General features: G+C 68.8%; 18 protein-coding genes. 13 read left to right on the plus strand and 5 right to left on the minus strand.

The window, feature by feature from the left end; all coding sequences use genetic code 11:
• Nucleotides 1-91 precede the first annotated feature (91 nt).
• From JYG32_RS23720 to JYG32_RS23740, 5 genes are all read left to right on the plus strand, one after another.
• Nucleotides 92-487 (plus strand): hypothetical protein, encoded by a 396-nt coding sequence (locus JYG32_RS23720; protein ID WP_174382468.1) that lies wholly within the window; start codon nt 92-94, stop codon nt 485-487.
• Nucleotides 488-588: 101 nt separating this feature from the next.
• The gene (locus JYG32_RS23725) at nt 589-1,587 is read left to right on the plus strand and encodes a homoserine kinase (RefSeq protein WP_213267173.1); all 999 of its coding nucleotides are present in this window, start codon (nt 589-591) and stop codon (nt 1,585-1,587) included.
• Nucleotides 1,578-2,387, plus strand: a complete 810-nt coding sequence (locus JYG32_RS23730; RefSeq protein ID WP_213267174.1) for a BPSS1780 family membrane protein — start codon at nt 1,578-1,580, stop codon at nt 2,385-2,387. Before JYG32_RS23725 ends, JYG32_RS23730 begins: the two co-directional genes overlap by 10 nt.
• 239 nt (nt 2,388-2,626) lie before the next feature.
• On the plus strand, nt 2,627-3,079 hold the full coding sequence (locus JYG32_RS23735; protein ID WP_174382465.1) for a MarR family winged helix-turn-helix transcriptional regulator: 453 nt from the start codon (nt 2,627-2,629) through the stop codon (nt 3,077-3,079).
• A 156-nt stretch (nt 3,080-3,235) separates the two neighbouring features.
• The gene (locus JYG32_RS23740) at nt 3,236-3,655 is read left to right on the plus strand and encodes an organic hydroperoxide resistance protein (protein ID WP_174382464.1); all 420 of its coding nucleotides are present in this window, start codon (nt 3,236-3,238) and stop codon (nt 3,653-3,655) included.
• A 108-nt stretch (nt 3,656-3,763) separates the two neighbouring features.
• Here the strand turns inward: JYG32_RS23740 and JYG32_RS23745 are convergent, their stop codons facing one another.
• Together JYG32_RS23745 and JYG32_RS23750 are read right to left on the minus strand one after the other, a co-directional pair.
• Complete coding sequence (locus tag JYG32_RS23745; RefSeq protein ID WP_065502568.1) at nt 3,764-3,940, minus strand: DUF3563 family protein; 177 nt, start codon at nt 3,938-3,940, stop codon at nt 3,764-3,766.
• A gap of 81 nt (nt 3,941-4,021) precedes the next feature.
• Complete coding sequence (locus JYG32_RS23750) at nt 4,022-5,131, minus strand: extracellular catalytic domain type 1 short-chain-length polyhydroxyalkanoate depolymerase (RefSeq protein ID WP_174382463.1); 1,110 nt, start codon at nt 5,129-5,131, stop codon at nt 4,022-4,024.
• Between the two features lie 259 nt (nt 5,132-5,390).
• On the opposite strand from JYG32_RS23750, the gene JYG32_RS23755 reads away from it, so the two are divergent.
• From JYG32_RS23755 to JYG32_RS23770, 4 genes are all read left to right on the plus strand, one after another.
• The gene (locus JYG32_RS23755; RefSeq protein WP_213267175.1) at nt 5,391-6,089 is read left to right on the plus strand and encodes a phosphatase PAP2 family protein; all 699 of its coding nucleotides are present in this window, start codon (nt 5,391-5,393) and stop codon (nt 6,087-6,089) included.
• Nucleotides 6,090-6,225: 136 nt separating this feature from the next.
• Nucleotides 6,226-7,026: a molybdate ABC transporter substrate-binding protein gene (gene modA / locus JYG32_RS23760; protein WP_213267176.1), complete on the plus strand. Its 801-nt coding sequence runs from the start codon at nt 6,226-6,228 to the stop codon at nt 7,024-7,026.
• Nucleotides 7,027-7,036: 10 nt separating this feature from the next.
• Complete coding sequence (modB, locus tag JYG32_RS23765; RefSeq protein ID WP_174382460.1) at nt 7,037-7,714, plus strand: molybdate ABC transporter permease subunit; 678 nt, start codon at nt 7,037-7,039, stop codon at nt 7,712-7,714.
• Nucleotides 7,715-7,778: 64 nt separating this feature from the next.
• The gene (locus JYG32_RS23770; RefSeq protein WP_213267177.1) at nt 7,779-8,480 is read left to right on the plus strand and encodes a sulfate/molybdate ABC transporter ATP-binding protein; all 702 of its coding nucleotides are present in this window, start codon (nt 7,779-7,781) and stop codon (nt 8,478-8,480) included.
• Nucleotides 8,481-8,662: 182 nt separating this feature from the next.
• On the opposite strand, the gene JYG32_RS23775 is transcribed toward JYG32_RS23770, so the two are convergent.
• The 3 genes from JYG32_RS23775 to JYG32_RS23785 form a co-directional block, all read right to left on the minus strand.
• Complete coding sequence (locus JYG32_RS23775) at nt 8,663-9,499, minus strand: TOBE domain-containing protein (RefSeq protein WP_174382458.1); 837 nt, start codon at nt 9,497-9,499, stop codon at nt 8,663-8,665.
• Between the two features lie 48 nt (nt 9,500-9,547).
• The gene (locus JYG32_RS23780) at nt 9,548-11,185 is read right to left on the minus strand and encodes a CHAD domain-containing protein (protein WP_213267178.1); all 1,638 of its coding nucleotides are present in this window, start codon (nt 11,183-11,185) and stop codon (nt 9,548-9,550) included.
• Between the two features lie 126 nt (nt 11,186-11,311).
• A complete protein-coding gene (locus JYG32_RS23785) occupies nt 11,312-11,695 on the minus strand; it encodes a tautomerase family protein (protein WP_213267179.1) in 384 nt (127 codons plus the stop codon).
• Between the two features lie 109 nt (nt 11,696-11,804).
• Here JYG32_RS23785 and JYG32_RS23790 point away from each other — a divergent pair, with 109 nt between their 5' ends.
• The 4 genes from JYG32_RS23790 to JYG32_RS23805 all read left to right on the plus strand — a co-directional run bounded on the left by JYG32_RS23790 (nt 11,805) and on the right by JYG32_RS23805 (nt 15,893).
• Nucleotides 11,805-12,662, plus strand: coding sequence for a LysR family transcriptional regulator (locus tag JYG32_RS23790; RefSeq protein ID WP_034185176.1), 858 nt, complete (start codon nt 11,805-11,807; stop codon nt 12,660-12,662).
• A gap of 41 nt (nt 12,663-12,703) precedes the next feature.
• Entirely contained in the window at nt 12,704-13,627 is a 924-nt protein-coding gene (locus JYG32_RS23795; RefSeq protein ID WP_213267180.1) for a DMT family transporter, read from the plus strand.
• A gap of 67 nt (nt 13,628-13,694) precedes the next feature.
• Nucleotides 13,695-14,474, plus strand: a complete 780-nt coding sequence (locus JYG32_RS23800; RefSeq protein ID WP_213267181.1) for a sensor histidine kinase — start codon at nt 13,695-13,697, stop codon at nt 14,472-14,474.
• 75 nt (nt 14,475-14,549) lie between these two features.
• Entirely contained in the window at nt 14,550-15,893 is a 1,344-nt protein-coding gene (locus JYG32_RS23805) for a hemolysin family protein (protein WP_174382453.1), read from the plus strand.
• Nucleotides 15,894-15,906: the final 13 nt, after the last annotated feature.

Raw genomic sequence — 15,906 nt, forward strand, 5'->3', positions numbered from 1 at the left:
ACCCGGTCGTCCTCATGGCCGCCCATACGCACGCCAGGGCCGGATGGCCCGCAGTATTTGCTAAAATCGATGGGTTCACTGGAGACTCATCATGAAGCCGCTCATTCTCGTCGTCGCTGCCGCTGCGTTTGCCGCCGCCAGCGTCGCTTACGCCGCCGGCGCCACGCCTGACGCCGACGTGCAGGCCCGGGCCGACGCCAACGAAGCCGCCGGCCTGCCCGATCTCCGCAAAATCAACCGGCCGGGCGCCGAAGTCACGTCGAAAGTCGACTTCGCCGACATCCGCCGCACGCCGAGCTTCCATGAAAAGAGCAAGAACGGCACCGAGGTCACCGAGTATCGCGACCGCGGCAAGCCGGTCGAGATCGACGTGAAGTCGAACTTCGGCACGCGCTACCAGATGAGCTCGACGCCCGACACGTCGCCGAAGCCGCACGACGCAGGCATCCCGATCACGCGCCTGCCGTCGCTGAACCTGCACTACTGATTCCGCCGCGCGCCGCGTCGATCGCGGCGCACCGCCCCCCTTCACCCGCTGTCGCGACGCACGCCGCCCGCGTGCCGACAACCTGACCTGACGCATCCCGCATGGCCGTTTTCACTGCTGTTTCCGACTCCGATCTCGCGCAATGGATGCGCCACTACGAACTGGGCGACGTGCTTGCGTTCCGCGGCATTCCGTCCGGTATCGAAAACAGCAATTTCTTCCTGACGACGACGCGCGGCGAGTACGTCCTCACGATCTTCGAAAAGCTGACCGCGCAGCAGTTGCCGTTCTACCTCGACCTGATGCGCCATCTGGCCGGCCACGGCGTGCCGGTGCCGGATCCGGTTCCGCGCGACGACGGCGCGCTGTTCGGCGAGCTGCACGGCAAGCCGGCCGCGATCGTCACGAAGCTCGACGGCGCGGCCGAACTCGCGCCGGGGGTCGAACACTGCATCGAGGTCGGGCAGATGCTCGCGCGCCTGCACCTCGCGGGGCGCGACTATCCGCGTAACCAGCCGAACCTGCGCAGCCTGCCGTGGTGGCAGGAGAACGTGCCGGCGATCGTGCCGTTCATCACGGACGCGCAACGCGCGCTGCTCGAAGGCGAGCTCGCGCACCAGGCGGCCTTCTTCGCGTCGGACGACTACGCGGCGCTGCCGGCCGGGCCGTGCCATTGCGACCTGTTCCGCGACAACGTGCTGTTCGCGCACGCGGCGCCCGGCACCGGCCACGGCGTACGGCTCGGCGGCTTCTTCGACTTCTACTTCGCGGGCTGCGACAAGTGGCTGTTCGACGTCGCGGTGACCGTCAACGACTGGTGCGTCGACCTCGCGACCGGCGTGCTCGACGTCGCGCGCGCCGATGCGCTGCTGCGCGCGTACCAGACCGTGCGGCCGTTCACGGCCGAGGAACGCCGCCACTGGAGCGACATGCTGCGCGCGGGCGCGTACCGCTTCTGGGTGTCGCGCCTGTACGACTTCTACCTGCCGCGCGCGGCCGAGATGCTCAAGCCGCACGACCCCGGTCATTTCGAACGCATCCTGCGTGAGCGTATCGCGCATACGCCCGCGCTTCCCGAGATCCAAACCGCATGCAACTGATCGAAGTGCCCGCCAAAACGGGCTATGTCTGGTTCCGTCAAGGCGTCTGGCTGTTCCGCCGGAACCCGCTCGCGTTCATCACGCTGTTCTTCACGTACCTGCTGGCGATCACGCTGGTGTCGAGGGTGCCCGTGATCGGCTCGGCGCTGCCGCTGGTGTTCATTCCCGGCATCGCGGTCGGCTTCATGGCCGCGTGCCGCGACACGGTGGCCGGCAAGCCGGTGATGCCGACAATCCTGATCGACGGCTTCCGCTCGTACGGCACCGTCGCGACCCAGCGGCTGCTCGTGCTCGGCGTGATCTACGTCGCGTCGATGGTGCTCGTGTTCGCCGCGTCGTCGTTCGTGGACGGCGGCGCGCTGTTCCACGTGATGATGGGGGCGGCCGACGAAGCGGGCACGACGCCGGAAACGCTTGCCGCGCAAGGCACGTTCGGTGCGCTGATGTTCGCGACGCTGCTCTATCTGCCGATCTCGATGCTGTTCTGGTTCGCGCCGGTGCTCGTCGCATGGCATGACGTCCCGCCCGCGAAGGCGCTGTTCTTCAGCGTCGTGAGCTGCTGGCGCAATCGCAGCGCATTCGTCGTGTACGGCGTGCTGTGGTTCGGCGTCGCGCTCGGCACGTCGCTCGCGCTGTCGCTGCTGCTGCAGGCGCTCGGCGCCGGCGCCTATGCGCTGACGATCATGATGCCGGTGACGATCATCATCGTCACGATGCTGTACTGCTCGTTCTACGCAACCTATCGCGGCTGCTTCGGCGTCCAGGAGCCGGGCGCGCCGACGACCACGTCGGGCCGCTGAAGCCCGCCCCGGCCGGTGCGTGTCGCCGGCCGCGTAGCTTTCCCCGCGCCGGGTTGCGACCCGGCGCCCCTCCCTGTCGTGCACCGCTCTACGCATCCTTCGCCCGCCGCGGCTCGCCGCCCCTGGCCGGGCGCCCCTAGCCGGGCGCCCCTAGCCGGGCGCCCCTGTTCAACCGAATCTTTTGCGCGCAAAATAATTTGCGTACAAATTGTTCGCGCGTTCGCCGCGCCTCCCGAATCATGGACCGCCCCCCCCCGCTGCCCCAGACGCTCGACGAGCAACTGTGCTTCGCGCTCTACTCGACTTCGCACGCGATGACGAAGGCGTACAAGCCGCTGCTCGACAAGCTGTCGCTGACCTATCCCCAATATCTCGCGATGCTCGTGCTGTGGGAGCGCGACGACATCGCGGTGAAGGACATCGCCGCGCGGCTCGACCTCGACCCGGCCACGGTCACGCCGCTGCTCAAGCGGCTGGAGGCGCTCGGCTACGTCGAGCGCGTGCGCAGCGCGGCCGACGAGCGCGTCGTGAACGTGCGCGTGACGCCGGAAGGCCGGGCACTGAAGGACCGCGCACGCTCGGTGCCCGCCGATCTCTTCCGCGCAATGCAGCAAACGCCGGCGTTCCTGATCAGGCTGCGCGCCGATCTCCAGCAGCTGCGCGACGCGCTGTCGGCCGCCAACGAACGCTGACGAACCGCGCGTCGGCCGACCGACCCGGCATCGCCGGGTTTTTCTTCAAAATTTCATTTGCACACTAATGATTTGTGTTCTATATTTTATTCGTGGCCGGCGACATGCCATTCGACCGGGCCGCTTTTTTCCCCTTTTCCCGACAGGAGTTGCACGATGAACATTCTGTACAAGACCAGCGCCACGAGCACGGGCGGCCGCGACGGCCGCGCGGTATCCGCCGACAACAAACTGGAAGTGAAGCTGGCCGCGCCGCGCGAACTCGGCGGCACCGGCGCGGAAGGCACGAATCCGGAGCAACTGTTTGCCGCAGGTTACTCGGCCTGCTTCCTGAGCGCGATGAAATTCGTCGCCGGCCAGAACAAGCAGGCGCTGCCGGCCGATACGCAGGTCACGGCGGAAGTGGGCATCGGCCCGAACGACACAGGCGGCTTCGGGCTCGACATCGAGCTGCGCGTGTCGCTGCCGGGGCTCGACAAGGCCGACGCGCAGGCGCTGGTCGACAAGGCGCACCACGTGTGCCCGTATTCGAACGCCACGCGCAACAATGTGCCGGTGCGCCTGACGGTCGTCTGACGCGACGCAGGACGACGAATGCAAAAAGGGCGCGTGCGGCATGAAGCCGCATGCGCCCTTTTGCGTGACTCGCCGGAACGGCGGCCCGGCTGGCCCGCGCTGCGCTGCTTAGCGCGCGCCGAACGAATACGGGCGGTTCATCGACGCTTCGCGATCGATCTTGCGCATACGGAATTCGAGATCGTAGATGTCGGTCGCTTCGGACAGGTACGCCTCGGCACGCTCTTTACGAGCCGTTTCAGCGTTCTTGGTCAGCATCAGGAAGAGGTGGCTCAGCAGGTACATGTTCGATCTCGCAATCCAAAGGTTCTTTGACTAGGGTTTTCCCGAATTATAGGGAAAACCCTAGGCTTTGGCTAGCGTCGATCAAACGATGCGTCGTTCGGTCGCCACAGTGCGCCGATGTGCTTCGAAAAAGGCCCAGATCATTGCGCTCGCATCGGGGCCGACGGCCGCATGAAACGGCACAGCTTCGTCGCCGCCGGCCCACGCGTGATCGAGCCCTTTCACATGGCAGAGCCGCACGACCGGTTCGCCGTCGCGGCAGACATCGGTGATCAGTGCGCCTGCGTCGCGCGTCTCGACGCGTTCGCCGCCGCGCAGCGCGCCGCGGCTGTCGGCGAGCCCGTTCAGCCGCATGAACTGCACCGTCAACTGGTCGGCATTCTTCGGCGCGACGACGTGGTCGCCGTCGCCGTGGACGATCAGCGCGGGCATGCCCGGATACGTGCCGGCGTCGACCAGCGCATCGACGGCCGCGGCCGGGTTCTGCCGCACGCCGCGCCGCATCACGTCCATCGCGGTAATGCCGGAATTGGCCTCGCCGAGCGCGGGGCCCGAGTGCAGCGCCGCCGCCGCGAAGCGGTCGGGATGGTGCAGCGCAAGAAGCGACGCGAGACCCGCACCGGCCGACAGCCCGGCGACATAGACGCGCGACGCGTCGAAACCGTGTTCGTCGACCAGCGCGTCGACCAGCGACGCAACCGCGTCCGCCTCGCCGCGGCCCGCGCGGTCGGTGTCTTCATACCAGTGCCAGCAGCCGTGCGCGTGCGCGCGCAGCGACTGCTCCGGATACAGCACCGCGAAACCGTGCTTGTCGGCCAGCAGGTTCATCCGCGTGCCGTGCACGAATTCGTCGACGGACTGCTGGCAGCCGTGCAGCATCACGACGAGCGGCATCGCGCCGCGCCGGCGGCCGGGCGGCACGTACAGGCCGTACGCGAGATTCTGGACGAGGCGCCCGAGCGCGGGCGCCATCGGATGTTCGCCGCGCGTCCACTCGCCTGCCGCCCATGCGGCCGCACGCGGGCGCACACGCGATTCGCGCGGCGGGGACAGATCGGATACGGCGGGAGAGGCAGCGGCCTCGAGTGCGTCGCGCGTGATGCGCTGCGCATCGCGCGCCGCGCGCTTGGCGGCCGGAGACAGCATGCGTTTCATGCCGCCCAGCCACACCTTGGTCAGACTTTTGGTCATCGATCGGGCTCGCAGTCAGGAAAAATAGGGGCGCCATCAAGGTGCCGCAACGGATGCATCGTTCGACTTTGTGCAATGCACCATAACATTGTTTCTGGGATTTTTCCTGCGCGCGGATAGTTCCCGGTGGCGCAAAAAACGGGGCTCGTGCGCACGCGGCGCTATACTGGGGGTTCGCCGCTTGTATCCGTTGTAGTCGTTCTTCCCGGCTCGCGCGTTGATTTAAGCATCCTCCCCGCCTCCGTTCGTCCGCTTTCCGATGTTCGACCTGTCGTCTCACCTGTGGATCATGATCACCGCATTCGGCGGCGCCGGCCTGACCTTGCCGCTCGCGATCACGATCGCCGTCTGGCTCACGCTCGGCTATTCGTGGCAGCGCGCGGCCGTGTGGCTCGGTGTGCTCTCGGCCGCGATCGGCGTGGTCGCGCTCACGAAGATTGCATTCCTCGGCTGGGGCATCGGCATCCGCGCGTGGGATTTCACGGGCTTCAGCGGCCACGCGATGCTGTCGACATCGGTCTATCCGGTCGCGATCTTCCTGATGCTGATCCGCATGCGTACGCCGGTGCGGATCGCCGGCATCGCGCTGGGGCTCGCGGCCGGCGTCGCGGTCGGCGTGTCGCGCGTCGCGCTCGACGCGCATTCGCCGTCCGAATCGATCACCGGCTGCATCGTCGGCGCGATCGCCGCACTCGCGTTCATCGCCGGCTCGTGGCGCGCGGTGCCGCACCGCTGGTCGGTGCCCGCGGTCATTGCGAGCCTCGCGCTCGTCACCGTCGCGCTGCATGGCATCACGGTCCCGTCGCACCGCTGGGTCACCCGGGTCGCGCTGGAGTTGTCGGGGCATGAACGCCCGTTCGTCCGCGCGCGCTGGAAAGCCAACCCGAACTATCACCCCGCGTCGCAACCGGCGTCGCTGCAGCGCACCGAATCGTCGACGCACACGCTCCGCACGTGACAGGCCACCCGGCCGTCACGCCCGCCCCTTTTCAGGTCTGACCAATTCATGCACGCCATCGCATGATCGGTATGTCGAGCGTTATAACCCGCCCTATATTACGATTACGGTTTCCCCCCATTCCAACGAATCCGCCATGCGCTCAACCGTCCGTCCGCTTCGCCGCACCCTGCTCCGCCTGCTGCCGATCGCCACGCTTGCCGCCGCCGGTGTCGCGTTCAGCGCGCCCGCTTCGGCCGCCGACGAACTCGTCGTGTCGGCCGCCGCCAGCCTGACGAACGCGTTCAAGGCAGTCGGCGACGCGTACGAGAAGCAGCATCCGGACACCAAGGTGCTGTTCAACTTCGGCGCGTCGGACGTGCTGATGCAGCAGATCGTCAAGGGCGCGCCGGCCGACGTGTTCGCATCGGCCGACCAGAAGGCGATGGATCGCGCGGCCGACGAAAAGGTGATCGTGCCCGGCACGCGCCGCGATTTCGCGGCGAACTCGCTCGTACTGATCGTGCCGGCGGATAACCACACGGCCGCCCCGACGTCGCTGAACGACCTGACGGCGCCCGGCGTGAAGCGCATTGCATACGGCGACCCGGCGTCGGTGCCGGTCGGCCGCTACACCGAAGGCGCGCTGCGCGCGGCCGGCGTGTGGGACGCCGTCAGCGCGAAGGGCGTGCTGGCCGCCAACGTGCGCCAGAGCCTCGACTACGTCGCCCGCGGCGAGGTCGACGCGGGCTTCGTGTTCGGCACCGACGCCGCGATCATGCCCGGCCGCGTGAAAGTCGCACTGACGGTGCCGACGAAGACAGCCATCACCTACCCGATCGCCGTGGTCAAGGACAGCCGCCACGCCGCGCAGGCGCAGTCGTTCATCGACTTCGTCGCGTCGCCGCAGGGCCAGGCCGTGCTGTCGACGTTCGGCTTCAAGCCTGCAGGCAAGTGAGCGTATCGCGATGCAAGACGCCTGGGTACCGCTGCTGCTGTCGCTGAAGGTTGCCGGCTGGGCGACCGCGCTCGACATCGTGCTCGGCGTCGCGGCCGCGTTCGTGCTCGCGCGCTGGCGCTCGCCGCTGCGCGACATCGTCGATTCGCTGCTGACGCTGCCGCTCGTGCTGCCGCCGACGGTGCTGGGTTATTACCTGCTCGTGCTGCTCGGCCGGCGCGGCGTATTCGGCGCGTGGCTCGACAAGCTCGGCATCGAGCTCGTCTTCACGTGGCAAGGCGCGGTGATCGCATCGATGGTCGTCGCGTTTCCGCTGATCCTGAAGTCGGCGCGTGCCGCGTTCGAAGGCGTCGATCCGCATCTCGAACGCGCCGCGCGCACGCTCGGGCTCGGCGAAGCCGCGGTGTTCTTCCGCGTGACACTGCCGCTCGCCACGCGCGGGATCCTCGCAGGCGCGCTGCTCGCGTTCGCGCGCGCGCTCGGCGAGTTCGGCGCAACGCTGATGATCGCGGGCAACCTGCCCGGCCGTACGCAGACGCTGTCGGTTGCGATCTACGCCGCCGTGCAGGCCGGCGACGACAACACGGCCAACTTCCTCGTGCTGGTGACGTCGATCACCTGCGTGCTCGTGCTGCTCGCGACCGGCTGGCTCGTGCCGTCGCGCGCCGGGCGGAGCCAGTTGACATGAAGCGCCCGTCTCGTCCGTATCGTCTGCCTGGTTCCGCACCCGGATCGCTTCGGCGGAGGCCCGCATGAGCCTCGTCGTCGACATCCGCAAGACCTACGCGAACGCCGAGCGCCGCTTCACGCTCGACGTGTCGTTCACGGCGGCGACGCAGCGCGTCGTGCTGTTCGGGCCGTCCGGCGCGGGCAAGAGCATGACGCTGCAGGCAATCGCCGGCCTGCTGTCGCCCGACGAAGGCACGATCACGCTGAACGGCGAACCGCTGTTCGATGCCGCGCGCGGGATCGACGTGCCGACCCGCGAACGCCGCGTCGCGTACCTGTTCCAGGACTACGCGCTGTTTCCGCATCTGAACGTGCGCCAGAACATCGCGTTCGGGCTCACGTCGGGGCTGCGCAACCCGCGCACGAAGACGGTGCCGCCCGAAGTCGCGTACTGGCTGCACGCGTTCGACCTCGAAGCGCTCGCGGGGCAGTATCCGTCGCAACTGTCGGGCGGGCAGAAGCAGCGCGTCGCGCTCGCGCGCGCGCTGGTCGTGCAACCGCGGATCCTGCTGCTCGACGAACCGTTCGCGGCACTCGACGGTGCGATGCGCCAGCGCATGCGCCACGAGCTCGCCGAACTGCAGGCGCGGCTCGATATCCCGATGGTGCTGATCTCGCATGACCCCGACGACGTCGCCGCGTTCGGCGACCAGGTCGTGCAATTGAGCGAAGGACGCGTGCAGGCGACACCACCGCACGCCGAGTGGCCGACGCGCGTCGCTTGAGCGCGCGAGGCCGAGGCCGTGGCGCTGGCAGCCACGTTGGAGCCTGAGAGAAGCCGCAGGTGGCGGCATAAGCTGAAAACGGAAACGAAGCCGGTGCCATGCAGACGACGTCCGGCACCGGCTTCGCACCCGTCCGTCACACGATCGCCGCGGCGCGCCCGCGCGCTGCCCTGCCTGCACCGTCAGCCCGTCACCGCGAGAATCACGCTCGATGCCTTGAACAGCGCGATCGCCCGCCGGCCGGCGTCGAGCTGCAGCGCATCGACGCTGTCGTTGGTGATGACGGCCGTCAGCGTCCCGCCGCCATCGAGCGCCAGCGTCACTTCGCTGTTCACCGCGCCCGCCGCGACGGATTCGACGCTGCCGCGCAGCCGGTTCCGCGCGGACACCTTCAGGTCGGGCCCGCCATCGTCGACCGCGAGCACGACCCACGACGCCTTCACCAGCGCGCAGGCGTCCGCACCTTCGTGCAGGCCGAGCGCATCGGCGCTTTCGTGCGTCAGCACGGCGACGACCGGCTGCCCGCCGGGCAGCGCGAGCGTCACCTCGTCGTTGACGGTACCGCGCACGATCGATGCGACCTTGCCGAACAACTGGTTGCGCGCGCTGGTCTTCATCCCGATCCGGCCGATCAGCGCCCAGTCGACGTCGAACCCGGCAACGGCCGCGCTCGCGGCCTCGATGAAACGGCGATGCTCACGCTCGATCGTGCGGAACGCGGCGATCAGCGACGTCGCGCGCGGCGTGAGCGTCGTGCCGCCGCCGCCCCTGCCGCCCGTCGACCGCGCGACGAGCGGTTCGCCGGCAAGATTGTTCATCGTGTCGACCGCATCCCATGCGGCCTTGTAGCTGAGACCGACGGCCTTCGCCGCACGCGTGATCGAACCGGTGTCGCCGATCGCCGCAAGCAGCGCGATGCGTGTGGCGCCGCCGAGCGTCTGCTCGCCCGCGCGCAGCCACAGCTCGCCGCGCAGTTCGAGCGGTTCGGAGGACGAGGAAGAATGCGGTGCGTCGGTCATCGTGATGCGCGCAGGAAACGGGCCGCCATTATAGTCAGCGCGCGCCGCTCAGCCCGGCTTGCCGTCGAGCTTCGGCGGACGCAGGCTGGCCAGCAGCGTCTCGGCCTCGCGCGCCGTGCGCTGTTCGAGCGCCGCGCCGTAGCCGCGCACGAAACCGAGCTGGTACGGCGGCGCCGCCAGTTGCTCGAGATGTTGCAGCGCGATCATCGTGTCGTTCGCTTCGCCGAGCACGCTCTGCACGCGCGCGAGTGTCTTGACCGTCTCGTTGCGCGTGCGGCGCGACGCCAGCGACGCGAAGAATTCGAGCGCATAGCGCAGCCGCTTCGCGTCGATCCGTACCTGGTGGCGCGCAGCCGTATCGAGCGACGCGAGCGACGGCGATGCGTACAGATGGCCGAACAGCCGCCGCACGCGCTTCGTCGCGTGACGCCGCAGCGACGGCGCATCGCCGCCTTCGGCAGGCGGCAGCGCGAGTGCGCTCAGCCATTCGAGCCAGCCAAGCGTCAGCCGCGCATAGCGGGCCGAATGCAGTGCCTGCCGCAGCTCGACGCGCGCGGCCTTGGATTGCGCGCGTGCGGCGTCGAGCGTGCCGTTCCAGTCGGCGCCGCCGCCGTCGTCGGCCGCGATCAGCGCGGGCAGGCTTTCGGTCGAGAACACGTCCCAGTCGCGCACCGTGCCGAGCAGCGCGGCAAGCCAGTGCAGGTCGACGCCGAGCGTGTCCCGCCATTGGCGGTCGGCAAAAAGCGGGAAGAAGCGCATCAGCGTGCGCAGGCGGCGCAGCGCGACGCGCATCTGGTGTACGAATTCGGGATCGTCGCGCTCGAGCACGCCGCCCTCGTTGCCGAGCCATTGCGCGGTGATGTCGCCGGACAGCGCGAACAGCGCGGCGCGCTGCGTGCGGATGCCGGCCAGGTCGACGAGCTGCGCCTTGATCGGCCCGGCCGCGGCCGGTTCGCCCGCACATGCGCGGTCGATCACGCTCGTCAGTTGCACGAATGCGGGCCACGCGCCGCTCAGCTCGCGCGCCGCGGCAAACAGCGCGCGCAACGCGGCCGTGCGCGCGGCCAAGGTTTCCCAGTCGGGCGCGGCGAGACGCAGCTCGACGTAACGGCGCGGCGGCTCGCCGCCGCCGTGCAGCGTGACGTCGTCGAGCGTCATCTCGACCACGACGCCGCTGTCGTCGGCCCATCGTCCGCGCCGCCGTTCGCTGACGAGGCGCAGCGCCGACGATTCCGGCAGCGTGCCGGCGGCCGGGTGCGCCGTGGATTCCGGCGCGACGCCATCGACTTCACCCGTCGGCGCGTCGGCATCGGCCGCGACGGCGGTCGCGGGGACCGGCAGCGGCATCGCGACGACGATGCCCGCATGCTCCGCGTCGAACAGTTCGCGCGCCGTGACGCCGGGCGCAAACGCCTTCGTGCGGGACGCGACGACCCGCCTTCCATGCGCATCAGACTCGACCCAGGTCCACCAGCTTGCGCCGGGGCTCGGCTCGGCCTCCTCGACCTGGCACGGCTCGATCGTCACGCGCTCATGGCCCCGCCGCATCCGGACCTGCGGGCAGATCCGCCACGCCCGCACGAGTTCGGCGCCGAAATCGCGCTGCGTGCCGCGGGCGCGACTCGCAGCCTTGACCGGCCAACCTTCCAGCGACAACGACAACACGATCTCCAGCACACGCGACATGAAGGCTCCTGCACATGAAGAATCGCCGGCGCATCGTCCGCGCCGGCGTCGCCCGTGAAGCAACTTCCATAGTACACGCCGCAAAAGTGCGCTGGCGACGATCTGGCCCTGCCGCCCTGTCGTACGTCAAACGGCGTATTGCGCGATGCCGTTACCGAACGACCAGTCCTCCTTCAGCACCTCGACAAGACTGATGAATACGTCCTGTTGCCGCACGCCGGGCTGCTGCGCGAGGTTCTCCGCGATCGCCCGGTACAGCGCCCGCTTCTGCTCGAGCGTGCGCGTGTTGTTCGCGGTGATCTGGATCATCACGAGATCGTCGCTGCGTTCGATATCGAGGTAATGGCGGCCGAACACGAAGTTCTCGGCCGCATGCTCGGTGACGACCATGAAGATGTCGTCCTCGGGCACGTTGAACGTGTGCATCAGCGCGCGATGCACGCCGTCGACGAGTGCCGCGCGGTAAGCGGCCGGTTTGCCTTCGCGCACTGCGATACGGGTGAATGGCATGGTCCTGCTCCTGTCGGTGACGTTGAAGAACGGAAACACAGCGTCAGGTTAGGCTCGCCGATCTATAATGAACAGTCATCAATTAATATTTCATTCATTTTCATTTGAAATGAAAGTACTCGACCTCGATGCCGTGCGCGCGTTCGTGCTGGTCGCCGATCTCGCCAGCTTCACGCGCGCCGCCGATGCGCTCGGCACCACGCAATCGGCCGTCAGCCTGAAGCTGAAGCGGCTGGAGGCGCACCTCGGCAAGCCGCTGCTCGCGCGCACGCCGCGCGTCGTGAAGCTCGCCGCCGACGGCGAGAACTTCCTGCCTGCGGCCCGTGCGCTGCTCGACGCGCACGACCACGCGCTCGGCGCGATCTCGGCCGGCACGCACCGCCTGTCGCTCGGCGTCAGCGAACACGTCGCGGTGCCCGACCTGCCGGCCGTGCTCACGAGCCTGCATCGGCAGGATCCGGGGCTGTCGCTGGAAATGCATCTCGGGATGTCGGCGGGCCTGCTCGCGCAATACGACGAACGCCGGCTCGACGCGGCGATCGTGCGGCACGAGCCCGGCGAAGACCCGCCGCGCGACGACGGCACGCTGCTGTTTGCCGAACCGCTGGCCTGGCTGGCCGCACCGGACTGGGCGCCGCGCGCGGGCGAGCCGCTGCCGCTCGCGGTGCTGGCCGGCCCGTGCGGCGTGCGGGCCGCCGCGCTGCGCGCGCTCGACCACGCAGGGCGGCCGTGGCGCGAGCGCTTCACGGGCGGCGGTGTCGCGGCGGTCACGGCCGCCGCCGCGGCGGGGCTCGCCGTCTGTCCGCTCGCGCGGCGTGTCGCGCCGCGCACGCTGGTCGACGTCGGCGCGAAATTCGGCCTGCCGCCGCTGCCGCAGTCGCAGGTCGTGCTGTATTCGCGCGTGCGCGACGCACGTGCGGCCGCCGCGCTGCGCAGGTTCGCCGACAGCCTTGCAATCTCGGCGTAAACTATCGGGTTTCGCCGCCCGCAATCTCCAGAAGAATTCAAATGAAGCCCGAAGCCCGCAAGCACCTCCGCGCCAACCTGCTGATGCTCGCCGCCGCCGCGATCTGGGGCTCGGCCTTCGTCGCGCAACGACTGAGTCTCGACGTGATCGGGCCGTTCCTGTTCACGGGGCTGCGCTTCCTGCTCGGCGCGCTCGTGCTGGTTCCGCTGCTGATGCTCAACACGGCGTCGCGCGCGCAACTCGCGGCGATCCGCCGCGAGCCGGCGCTGCTGATGCCGGGCCTCGCGCTCGGCGGGCTGCTCGCCGTGTCGATCTCGCTGCAGCAGTTCGGCCTGCAGTACACGCGGGTCGCGAACGCGGGCTTCATCAGCTCGCTGTACGTCGTGATCGTGCCGCTGATGGGCGTGTTCGCGCGCCACCGGATCGGCGCGGGCACGTGGTTCGGCGCGCTGCTCGCGGCGATCGGCCTGTATTTCCTCAGCATCGACGAGCATTTCTCGGTGCTCTACGGCGACTGGTTCCAGCTCGCGGGCGCCGTCATCATCGCCGCGCACGTGATGGCCGTCGGCCATCTCGCGAAGCGCCACGATCCGCTCGTGCTGGCGTTCCTGCAGTTCGTCGTCTGCGGCGTGGCGTGCCTCGCGGTCGGTCTCGCCGTCGAGCCGGTCAGCGTCGCGATGCTGCGCGGCGCGCTGCCGACGCTGCTGTACGGCGGGCTGCTATCGGTCGGCGTCGGCTATACGCTGCAGGTCGTCGCGCAACGCGACGCGGCGCCCGCGCACGCGGCCGTGATCTTCAGCATGGAAGGCGTGTTCGCGGCGATCGCCGGCTGGGCCGCGCTCGGCGAAACGCTGACGCTGCGCGCGCTGTTCGGCTGCGCGCTGATGCTGGCCGGCCTGCTCGCGTGCCAGTTGCTGCCGAACGGCGACGCACGGAAAAAGGACGAGGACGCGCTGCCGGCGTGACACGCACCGTCCCTATAATGGCGGTTCGCGTGACTTCCACGCCAACCGCTTCCGACAGGCCTGCTCCGTGACGTCCACTTCCGTCGATCCCGCCGCCGACCTGCTGCGCGAACGCGCAGCGCACTACGCCACCCAGGCGGCGCTGTTCCTGCGCGACCAGGCGCTCTCCACCGCGTCGCACGACCTGCGCAGCCCGCTGAATGCGATGCATAGCTGGGCGTACGTGCTCGAGCGCCAGCTCGCCAATGCCGATCCGAACCTGCAGCGCGCGCTCGCGGGCATCCGCACGGGCATCGACCAGCAGGTCACGCTGATCGACGACGTGCTCGACGCGCCGCGTGCCGAAACGCGCACGCTCGCGATCGCGCCGCGGCCGGTCGCGCTGCGCGCGCTGCTCGACGACACGATCGCGCTCGTCCGTTTCGCGCTCGCCGACGCACGGCAAGTCGCGCTCGACGCAACGCTGCCGGACGGCGAGCCGTCGCTGTCGGCCGACCGCGAACGCATCGCGCAGGCGCTCTGGACCATGCTGACGGCGGCCGTCGAGGCCAGCGCCGCCGGCAGCCGCGTGACGTTCGCGTGCACGCGCGACGGCGCGCAGTTTGTCGCGCGCGCCACCTGCACCGTGAGCGCCGACGCGCTCGCCGATCCCGCGCAGCCGCATGCGTTCGAATCGTTCGCGCGGCGCGAGATGCTGCGCGAGCGCGATGCGAAGCGGATCGCATGGACGCTCGCGCTGAGCCAGCGCGTTGCACTCGCGCACGGCGGCACGTTCTCGCATACCGCGTTCGCCGACGGCGCGACCGCCGCCATCACGTTCGCCGTGCCCTGCGAGGCGCCGGTGTAAGCAATCGGTGCGCGAGACATTACAAATTCCTTTCCGGCTCTATACTGATGGGCCTGTCATAACCGGAGCGATTCTTTGTTACAGATCTTCGCGCTCATCGGCGCGTTGTTCCTGGTGGCCCTGAACGGGTTCTTCGTTGCGGCCGAATTCGGCCTCGTCAAACTGCGCGCGACGCGCGTCAAGACCCTGGCCCGCAAGCACGGCCTGCGCGGGCGCATCCTCGGCATCGTGCACGGCCGGCTCGACGCGTATCTTTCCGCGTGCCAGCTCGGCATCACGCTCGCGTCGCTCGGCCTCGGCTGGGTCGGCGAACCGGCCTTCGCGCAACTGCTCGGCCCGCTGCTCGACCTGATCGGCGTGCAGTCCGAACGCGTCGTGCACCTGATCTCGCTCGTGTTCGCGTTCTCGCTGATCTCGTTCCTGCACATCGTCGTCGGCGAACTTGCGCCGAAATCGATGGCGATCCGCCAGTCCGAGAAGGTCGGCCTGTGGGTCGCGCTGCCGCTCTATGCGTTCTACTGGGCGATGTATCCGGCGATCTGGGTGCTCAACAACAGCGCCAACGCGGTGCTGCGGCTCGCGGGGCTGTCGGCCGACCATGGCGGCGACGCGCACTACTCGACCGACGAGCTGAAGCTGATCCTGCGCAGCCGCCGCAGCACGGCCGGCAACGCGGCACAGCCGGCGCGCGGCACGTACAGCAACGACGAGTGGAACACGCTCGCGCATTCGCTCGATTTTTCGTCGATGACCGTGTCGGACCTGATGCGGCCGGCCCATGAAATGATCGGCCTGCGGCGCGACCTGCCGCTGCCCGACAACATGGAGATCGTCGCGCGGCACCGCTTCAGCCGCTATCCGCTGTTCGAGGATGCGTCGCGCGAACAGGTGAGCGGGCTGATCCACCTGAAGGACCTGCTGCTCGCGCGTCACGCCGGTGCCGCGCTCGAAGACCTGTCCGATTACGTGCGCCCGGTGCAGTACGTAAGGCCCGACACCCCGGCGCTCGAGCTGTTCCGCCGCTTCCGCAAGGGCGCGCCGCACTTCGCGCTGGTCGGCAACAAGGGCGAGAAGCCGATCGGCTTCCTGACGCTCGACAACCTGCTCGGCGCGCTGGTCGGCCAGATCCACGACGAGTTCCGCCAGGGAGACGCCGACTGGAGCCGCCTCGACGACGGCACGCTGATGGGCAAAGGCAGCCTGCCCGTCGTGTCGCTCGAGCAGGCGCTCGGCATCGACATCGACGAAGGCCGCGCGGAATCGGTCGGCGGCCTCGTGATCCAGGCACTCAGCGACCTGCCGACCGAAGGGCAGCGCGTGTCGTTCGACCGCTTCGACGTCGTCGTGAAGAAGATGAACGGGCCGCGCATCGTGCTCGTGCGCGTCTATCCTAAGATCGTGAAGGAGGCCGACGAATGACGGCCTCTCGTTG

It is taken from the genome of Burkholderia pyrrocinia (assembly GCF_018417535.1).
GTDB lineage: Bacteria > Pseudomonadota > Gammaproteobacteria > Burkholderiales > Burkholderiaceae > Burkholderia > Burkholderia pyrrocinia_E.

Coding starts and splice junctions, on each gene's coding strand:
- JYG32_RS23790 (WP_034185176.1), top strand. CDS start 11,805: ATGAAAGTACTCGACCTCGATGCCGTGCGCGCGTTCGTGCTGGTCGCC.
- JYG32_RS23775 (WP_174382458.1), bottom strand. CDS start 9,499: ATGACCGACGCACCGCATTCTTCCTCGTCCTCCGAACCGCTCGAACTG.
- JYG32_RS23735 (WP_174382465.1), top strand. CDS start 2,627: ATGGACCGCCCCCCCCCGCTGCCCCAGACGCTCGACGAGCAACTGTGC.
- JYG32_RS23755 (WP_213267175.1), top strand. CDS start 5,391: ATGTTCGACCTGTCGTCTCACCTGTGGATCATGATCACCGCATTCGGC.
- JYG32_RS23730 (WP_213267174.1), top strand. CDS start 1,578: ATGCAACTGATCGAAGTGCCCGCCAAAACGGGCTATGTCTGGTTCCGT.
- modB (WP_174382460.1), top strand. CDS start 7,037: ATGCAAGACGCCTGGGTACCGCTGCTGCTGTCGCTGAAGGTTGCCGGC.
- JYG32_RS23770 (WP_213267177.1), top strand. CDS start 7,779: ATGAGCCTCGTCGTCGACATCCGCAAGACCTACGCGAACGCCGAGCGC.
- modA (WP_213267176.1), top strand. CDS start 6,226: ATGCGCTCAACCGTCCGTCCGCTTCGCCGCACCCTGCTCCGCCTGCTG.
- JYG32_RS23795 (WP_213267180.1), top strand. CDS start 12,704: ATGAAGCCCGAAGCCCGCAAGCACCTCCGCGCCAACCTGCTGATGCTC.
- JYG32_RS23725 (WP_213267173.1), top strand. CDS start 589: ATGGCCGTTTTCACTGCTGTTTCCGACTCCGATCTCGCGCAATGGATG.
- JYG32_RS23720 (WP_174382468.1), top strand. CDS start 92: ATGAAGCCGCTCATTCTCGTCGTCGCTGCCGCTGCGTTTGCCGCCGCC.
- JYG32_RS23780 (WP_213267178.1), bottom strand. CDS start 11,185: ATGTCGCGTGTGCTGGAGATCGTGTTGTCGTTGTCGCTGGAAGGTTGG.
- JYG32_RS23740 (WP_174382464.1), top strand. CDS start 3,236: ATGAACATTCTGTACAAGACCAGCGCCACGAGCACGGGCGGCCGCGAC.
- JYG32_RS23745 (WP_065502568.1), bottom strand. CDS start 3,940: ATGTACCTGCTGAGCCACCTCTTCCTGATGCTGACCAAGAACGCTGAA.
- JYG32_RS23785 (WP_213267179.1), bottom strand. CDS start 11,695: ATGCCATTCACCCGTATCGCAGTGCGCGAAGGCAAACCGGCCGCTTAC.
- JYG32_RS23750 (WP_174382463.1), bottom strand. CDS start 5,131: ATGACCAAAAGTCTGACCAAGGTGTGGCTGGGCGGCATGAAACGCATG.